Origin of the sequence: Rothia sp. HMSC064D08, from assembly GCF_001809525.1 — a bacterium.
Classification (GTDB): domain Bacteria; phylum Actinomycetota; class Actinomycetes; order Actinomycetales; family Micrococcaceae; genus Rothia; species Rothia dentocariosa.
In genome coordinates, this window is record NZ_KV797888.1 from 38,631 (window position 1) to 45,588 (window position 6,958).

10 protein-coding genes are annotated in these 6,958 nt (G+C 52.4%); 3 read left to right on the forward strand and 7 right to left on the reverse strand.

The features are described from left to right. A complete protein-coding gene (locus HMPREF2625_RS01555; protein ID WP_013398185.1) occupies nt 1-753 on the reverse strand; it encodes a class E sortase in 753 nt (250 codons plus the stop codon). A 157-nt stretch (nt 754-910) separates the two neighbouring features. Between HMPREF2625_RS01555 and HMPREF2625_RS01560 the strand changes: the two genes are divergently transcribed. Both HMPREF2625_RS01560 and HMPREF2625_RS01565 read left to right on the forward strand, forming a co-directional pair. Then, nucleotides 911-1,252, forward strand: coding sequence for a cell division protein CrgA (locus tag HMPREF2625_RS01560; RefSeq protein WP_070520967.1), 342 nt, complete (start codon nt 911-913; stop codon nt 1,250-1,252). Between the two features lie 9 nt (nt 1,253-1,261). After that, nucleotides 1,262-1,471 carry a hypothetical protein gene (locus tag HMPREF2625_RS01565; protein WP_004006311.1) on the forward strand — a complete coding sequence of 70 codons (210 nt, stop codon included), beginning with the start codon at nt 1,262-1,264 and terminating at the stop codon, nt 1,469-1,471. Nucleotides 1,472-1,533: 62 nt separating this feature from the next. On the opposite strand, the gene HMPREF2625_RS01570 is transcribed toward HMPREF2625_RS01565, so the two are convergent. Both HMPREF2625_RS01570 and HMPREF2625_RS01575 read right to left on the reverse strand, forming a co-directional pair. Continuing rightward, nucleotides 1,534-2,613, reverse strand: a complete 1,080-nt coding sequence (locus HMPREF2625_RS01570) for a hypothetical protein (protein WP_070520972.1) — start codon at nt 2,611-2,613, stop codon at nt 1,534-1,536. Next, nucleotides 2,610-3,527, reverse strand: coding sequence for a LysR family transcriptional regulator ArgP (locus HMPREF2625_RS01575; protein ID WP_070520975.1), 918 nt, complete (start codon nt 3,525-3,527; stop codon nt 2,610-2,612). Before HMPREF2625_RS01575 ends, HMPREF2625_RS01570 begins: the two co-directional genes overlap by 4 nt. Nucleotides 3,528-3,716: 189 nt before the next feature. Between HMPREF2625_RS01575 and HMPREF2625_RS01580 the strand changes: the two genes are divergently transcribed. Beyond that, nucleotides 3,717-4,037 carry a hypothetical protein gene (locus HMPREF2625_RS01580; RefSeq protein WP_013398181.1) on the forward strand — a complete coding sequence of 107 codons (321 nt, stop codon included), beginning with the start codon at nt 3,717-3,719 and terminating at the stop codon, nt 4,035-4,037. An 18-nt stretch (nt 4,038-4,055) separates the two neighbouring features. Here HMPREF2625_RS01580 and HMPREF2625_RS01585 read toward each other — a convergent pair whose 3' ends face one another. The 4 genes from HMPREF2625_RS01585 to HMPREF2625_RS01600 form a co-directional block, all read right to left on the reverse strand. Then, nucleotides 4,056-4,607: a hypothetical protein gene (locus tag HMPREF2625_RS01585; RefSeq protein WP_246826574.1), complete on the reverse strand. Its 552-nt coding sequence runs from the start codon at nt 4,605-4,607 to the stop codon at nt 4,056-4,058. Next, nucleotides 4,565-5,515, reverse strand: coding sequence for a hypothetical protein (locus HMPREF2625_RS01590; protein ID WP_070520978.1), 951 nt, complete (start codon nt 5,513-5,515; stop codon nt 4,565-4,567). The genes HMPREF2625_RS01585 and HMPREF2625_RS01590 overlap by 43 nt, the downstream gene beginning before the upstream one ends. After that, the gene (locus HMPREF2625_RS01595; RefSeq protein ID WP_070520981.1) at nt 5,505-6,065 is read right to left on the reverse strand and encodes a hypothetical protein; all 561 of its coding nucleotides are present in this window, start codon (nt 6,063-6,065) and stop codon (nt 5,505-5,507) included. Before HMPREF2625_RS01595 ends, HMPREF2625_RS01590 begins: the two co-directional genes overlap by 11 nt. Nucleotides 6,066-6,254: 189 nt before the next feature. Next, nucleotides 6,255-6,692, reverse strand: a complete 438-nt coding sequence (locus HMPREF2625_RS01600) for a putative immunity protein (protein ID WP_070520984.1) — start codon at nt 6,690-6,692, stop codon at nt 6,255-6,257. Between the last annotated feature and the right edge of the window lie 266 nt (nt 6,693-6,958).

Sequence of the window (6,958 nt, forward strand, 5' to 3'; positions counted from 1 at the left end):
TTAGGCGGGGTTCTGGGCTGCTTGGGCAATTTCCGCAGGCGCGCCAGCAGAGTTAGGCTGCCAGGATTCAAAACGGGCATGCACAATATAACGTTCTGTGTCACCGTAACGCGGGTGGCAGGTCGTGAGCGTCATAATGCGCTCCGTCGGCTCTTGCCCGGGTTTGCTCGGAACCGGCTCGATCACCTCAATATTGTCAGGCTGCACAATCACATGCTCGTACACGGTGTAGGTGTAGTAGCCGTCTTTGGTGCGCACATAAATGTGATCGCCCACCTGCAGCTTATCGATATAGTCGAGCACTGCACCGCGTGTCTGCCGGTGCCCTGCGAGCGCGAAGTTGCCCACGCCGCCCGGCATGGCGGTTCCGTCGTAGTGTCCCAAACCGAGGGTATCGATCACGTCTGCACTGGTACCCTGTGCGGTGGGGCGCTGGTAGTCTGCACCAAACCGGGGAATGTAGACAACCCCGAATCCTTTTCCGTGTTCGGGTTCGGCTTCAGGCTCCGGTGGATTTTGGGGATCCCACTGTTCGACTGGCGCGGCGGAGCTGAACTCGTGCGTCAGGGAATCGACGGCTTGGGACTGTGAACGGTTTGCGTCTATATTGGTCCACCAGAGCTGCCACACGACAAAGAGCAGCAGCACAAGGCCAACGGTGATCAGAAGCTCACCCGTGATTTGGATGGTCCACCGCAGAATAGATTTATGAGGCTGAACTGCCTGATGCGCTTTCGCGGATGCATGCGCCATAGTTTTGGGTGTCCTCCATAGCGGGATGTTACCGTCCCAGTCATTACACTTTCTTTAATGACAACGCCGGTGAAAGGTGAAATCATCCCGCGAGTCTGCAAAGATAGTTTTTAACGTACTACATAAGGTTACCCATACATCTGAGGCGGAGGAAAATATGTCCCCTAAGTCGACTGCGAAAAAGTCGAAAAAGACTGCCAATACTAAGTCAAAGAAGTCACAAGACAAGAAAGCGGCTAAGGCCGTTGAAGAAGATGCGAGCGAGCTCCGTCTGTTGGAGGTCGCTCGCGAGATGGAAACGAGCGGAACACAGAGAGAGGGTACTCCCCTGTGGTATCGAGTAGTGATGTTTTCGCTCGTTGCGCTGGGTATTCTCTGGATTATTGCGTATTACATTTTTGAGGGTCGACTTCCTGTGCCCGGCATTGGCATGTGGAATGTGACTATTGGCGTGGGTGCCATGATGGTGGGTATGGTCATGATGACTCGGTGGCGTTAGGTTAGGGCTATGTCCGAATCAGATGGGTCTCCTTCGCCTCAAGAATCTCAGGATGCCCCGCATGGCTCTACCTCCGATCCCATGCGGAGTACCGAGGATATTTCAAAACGTGCGGATATTCGTGCCGCCCGCGTGGAGACAAGGCTGCGCCGCTGGGCGTTGATCGGGTTTATCGTCGCTGCGGCGTTATTCTGGTTGGCATCTCTTTTCTTCCGTTAGATCACGTATAAGCTTGGCGGTGCCGTATCCTTGGGATGCGCCCGCCTGCGTTCTTCTTGCTTTTACTCATTCTGAGGCTCTGCAACTGGTTCTTCGCGCAGGGGCTGCAGAATCCGCACGAGTATGATCATGACGATGAGCTCCACCATTGTCTGGGTCAGTACTGCGGGCTGCATGAGGTCGGCCTGTGGCACGCGTTGTTCTTTGAGCCGCTCCGAGAGCGCTAGTATGACTGGAAACATGACAAGAGCGTTGCGTGTGACGACCGAGAAGATAATCGCTTTGCGTTCTTTGAGTGTGAGCGGTTTTCGGTTTTTCACCGCGTACCGTGCCGTATACGGAAGTAAGAACCCGAGCATCCCCGCGCAGAGTGCGAAGATGAAGTAGAACGGCACCCAGTGAACAAGATGCTGGGGTGCTTCGCCGATGCGGCGTGCGTAGGCAGTGCACATGAGCGTTAGGAGTACGCACATAATCCCCACCATATATGTCTCGCTGATATCTGAAATCGTCTTCGCGTATTTCGCAATCTTCGGCGTATGGTGAGCACGTTGTACAAGGTACGCCGCGAGCGCTGGAATCATAACCACCAGCAGGGCTGCGTATGCACTGGCTGGGAGTGGAAAGATACTGCCAAGATCTTTATATGCAAATATTCCAATATAAGTATATATACTAGTCCAAATGGGAATTATGAGAATCTGAAGACCGAGTAGAAGCGGTGTTTTACGCAGCAGCAATGTGCTGTCGCCACCGGCGTAACGGGTAAAAACCACCACATAATCAATGCACGGTGCCAGCACCACGAGGGCTACCGCCAGGGCGATCACGGAACTATCCCCTAAGAATGTGGGAAGCAAAATCATGACCAGCAGGGGTACCACAATAAAGTTGAGCGTTATCAGCCATAGGGTAAATCCGCGCGATGCGGCAGCGGGTGCCCCGTTTCGTTCCCGTTCCTGGCCCCGACCGAAAGGAACTCCCATAAAGTTGGCAAAAAGCAGAACCGCCAGGGCATAAGGTACCAGAGCATCGCTCACCTCTGACACCTCAGGCGGGCAGAACAGGGAGAGTACTACGCCCACCGCCATTGAGGCGAGGTAGAAGGCGCTTTGATGCCGTTCACCCCAGCTATCCGTCATGAATCCAAAAGCCCTTTATGGGCCGCATCAGCAACCCGACGGCTAACTTTTTCCAGAACGGGCGAGTTGATATTCCAGTGCTGCCAGTAAAGTGGGAATTCCACGGGCTTCTGAGCGAGTTTCACAAGTGTTTGGGCGGCGAAATATTCGCTACACTGTGCCTCCGGCAGCAGCCCCCACGCAATGCCCTCGTAGACCGCCTGCGCATAGTCCGGTGATGAAGGAATATAGAGCGTTGGGCTCTGCTCGAATTCGGCTCTGGACAGTTTTAGGTCTTCCTCAATCAGAGCGCGTGCAGCATCCTGCACAAAGTCTTTACGATCATATTCCACCACTGGTGCCCGGTTCAGGTCTTCACGGGTAGTCTTCGCAGGGAACCCCGGAAGGTAACGATCCACATACGCTGGCGATGCCACACACCAGTAACGCGCCACGCCCAGGTAATCTACCGAGCATCCGGGGATTTTTCCGGGCTGTGAGGTTATGGCGGCCATAACTTCCCCGGTACGCAGAAGGGCTGAGGAATGAAATTCGCCTTCACGCCGCAGGTCGCAGAAAATTTCGTCCTCCTGAGCGAGCGTGCGTATAGCCTCCAAAAACCACGTTGCTAAAGAATCGGCGTTCAGGGCTATAGAGACTGTCTGGAATCCGCCCTCGCCTATGAGTTCTCGTTCCAGCTCAAGCTGCAAAAATTCACTTTGCCGGGCAATACGTAACACGCTCTGTCCAGAAGCCGTCGGAGTCACCGGGTTGGTGCGTTGCAGCAGGACTTTACCGGCCAGCTGTTCCATTGTTTTTACACGCTGTGATATTGCGGAGGGGCTAACCCCAAGAACGTCGGCAGCAGCATCGAAGGTGCCGTATTCGATGACCGTGACGAATGTTTTGAGGTGGTCGGTCGTAAAACGTGTCATAAGAACATCTTACGTACGTTGAAATAACTTAGCTAGGTTTACGGGGTTTTCAGACCTTTGCGCCCTGCCCATGTTCTATTTGACGTACACCATTTTCACCTTGGATGCACACCTCTAAGATAAAAGCAATGGGACTATCCCCATCCAACGTGTCTACATTGTCATCTAACCACCCGAAGGATATCCTCCATGGTCAAGCCACCATTCATGGAAATTGCATGCCCCGTTTGTTCCAAGCCCGTGAAGACTTTAGAACGTTATCCTCGCTCGCTCTGTCCCGAATGTTCTGCACGGGTGACTGACCGGTCTGGCCGCCCGGTCGTTTTCTACGATATACAGGTGCTGCCGACTCCCAATAGCTCGGGTGTAACGCTGCTTGGCGGATTTTACGGATATTATGCCAATACCGGGCTGCAAGAAACCTACTCCAGTTCAACCTGCTACGTTGATGGAATAACCTGCGAGGCAAAGAATGCCCGTTTTGGCGGCATTGTGATCGAGGCGCTATGAGCCTACCTTCACCTCTGGCTATGAGTCTGTACTCCCGGATTCAGTGGCTTCTTCGAGACCATTATCCTTCACCGTCTCCTTATCGGTAGATGCAACGGGCTCTGTACTATCTTCTTGCGCCGATGCGGACCACAGTTCATAGCCCTCCAGCGTCTCTTCCGCGCTCATCCTGAAGATGGAAAGGTATATATCTCGAATCATCAGAATCTTTCGCAGCCTCAGCACCATCGGTTCCAGGAAGTCGCGTGCGTGCCGGTCGTCGCTGCTGGTCGTTGCCGCGAAGCTCAATCCAGAGAATACTGCAACGATCATCGTCACCCTAAGCACAACCGCGTTGTAATTGAATTCAAGGCCTAAAATTTTCAGATGCTCGGGTTTGGTTCCCACCCACAGCTCAATGGTTTGGTCGGTAACAGCAACAGAGGCAAACCATGAGAAGAAACCGAACACCAGCAGAACGAAGAAAACAGTTTGAATCAGCTGCCCCAGAATTGGGATTGCCAGCAGGTTCAGCCACTGCCCAACCGTTAGAGAGCGGTGAACTGTGATATCGTGTTCGGCTCTTCCCAAGTGCGCAGCCGCCTCCAGAGCGGGCCGGATTCCTGAGCGGCTGCATCGTATTCTTCATCGGTAAATTCCTCGACATCGTCGCCGCGGCGTGTACCAAGCAGTCGTTTGGTACGCTCATATGAGGTCGTCACCATCACGAAGAATGCGAGAAGTATCATAGCCCCGCAGATCTGCCAGGTTCCCGAAAAACTCAGAACGTTTGCGAGCTTCCACACGTCAGCATTCACAAAAATAAAGAGAACAGAGATCATAAGAACCGGCAGGACTTTAGCAATCATGGGCGGCAGCGATTGAAGCTGATAAAAAACGTGCTTCAGCGACCACCCAAGAATGGTGTCACCGCCCACCCAGATCGTCAGAAAGATCAGAGCCACAAGAAGAGGGAACACACCTAGCCCGTTATAGGTAAAATCCGCTTCTTCGAGGGAGGGTGCAGATTCCGTAAATCCTATGGAGAAAATACTCCCGGCAATCATAAGGGTAATCGCGCCGCAGATGTATTGAGCCCAGGTCTTCAGGCGCATCATAACAAGATGCCCCACGCCGATAATCAGTAGCGATACCGGCGGAATAATACCTGCAAACAGAACGATAACGATGAGTCCCAAGGCTGTGGCTTCTTCAGGGAGGCTGAATAGTGCTCCCCGCTGAATCTGCTGAATCGTGATTTCCGAATCGTTCGCAAGGGCAATGAGGTTACCACGCAGCGCAACAACACACAGATGCAGAATACTCACCCACAAAACCCAGGGTATAGAACGTGGAACAGCATCTAATGCCCTCTGCAGAGTTGGAATAATCATGGGGGTTCCCTGTTTTCGGAACCAGTCATTAGCGCTCCGCAAATACCGTTTCTTAGCATTCTCTGCGGTATCCTGCGATGCCGATGCTGCCTGCCTAGTGCTCATAGCTGTCAAGTGTACCCGATGTGAGAGATTCTGCTTGAAGTTCAGCACCAAAGAATCGTGCACACGCCTTCAAAATAAGTTCTGTGCCATAACGTTGGATCGTATAAACACCCAGCTCGTCGTACTCAGCCGCAAGTTCACGGGGTTTCGCTAAGCCAGAGGTGATTTCCATAAGCGAAGATTCTGCCCCGTCTTCGTCGAAAAGTAGGCTAAACCCGCTGTCATCACGCAGAAGCTGATGCAGTTTAGTATCGGGCAGAGGCAAAAAGCCCAGCACGTCCTCGGGCTCATAGTAGATTACCTCAGCAAGAGTTGTTACATACCCCTGCGAGTCTTCTTCTGTAAGAACTGTATCCGTAAGCTCCAGATAGCTTTCTTCGTCCCGCAGAAGCTCCCGCGGCCACCACAGATGGATATACTCGGTGCACGCCAGCCATAATTCCGCTAAAGGCAGCTTAACCTCGGCGGTGAGCGCCACCGTCCGGTATTTTGAGGTGTCCTCTCCCAGATACGGTTCCTGCTGTCGGTCTGAAAAAAGCGGATACTCCATACATTCACTCTAACGCGAGAACAGGTATTCGTCGGTACTTGATACAGTAAACGTTCCAGAAACTCGTTCAGAAGAATGTGCAACGAATTGGTATTAGTATTCCCGTCATGAAGCCTCAGGCACGCTATCACAGACCGGTAAAAAAGGACTTCTCTGGCTTTCGAAATTCTACGTGTGGGTATACGCTGCTTAGCGCGCAAAAACATAGCTGAAGAATCGAGCAGGAATATGTGACCGTTGCCATTCGAGCTCTTCGGTCAAAGGTTTTCCCGAAAACACGTTGCGAGTATATCGTTCAATATTGCGTGCATGGGCACCCATATGGGCTATGGCAATCACATGTCCGCAGGCTCTAGCTACGGCTTGCGCAGACGGGGTCTCACAGTCCCGGGCCGTAGCATGGCAGAGCAAAGCGTGCTGACGCATAGTTCCAACTGATAATGCAGCGCGGTTGAACTCAGCGACCGCAGCAAGCCCCTGCTGAAGCCGAGGATCAGCAGGATACTGCTTCTCGAAAATAGGCAGTATCCGATACATACAATCTGCCGCCCAGACGATAAGTTCACGCCTCTCATCTATCGATAGCGTCAAATCCTTCGGGTCTGGGGCAGATTGTAAAGTCTCCATGCTCCTAAGATAACAAGAAAGCATATACGCTCTCACAGATTTTCAACGCCCTGATGCGCCGATGATTATATTTCATAAGGTCTTCTTAGCCTTTAGAGTATTCACCAACGCGCGCCATAAGAACACAGCAGAGCCGATAGCTCTCGAGGAGAATGCAAATCAGTGGTTAAAACAAAAGAGACCCCTCACGGGGTCTCTTCCATACATATGTAATTAACTAACAAACCCTCAGGTTTGTTGTTTCAAAACTATACAGCGAACGCAAA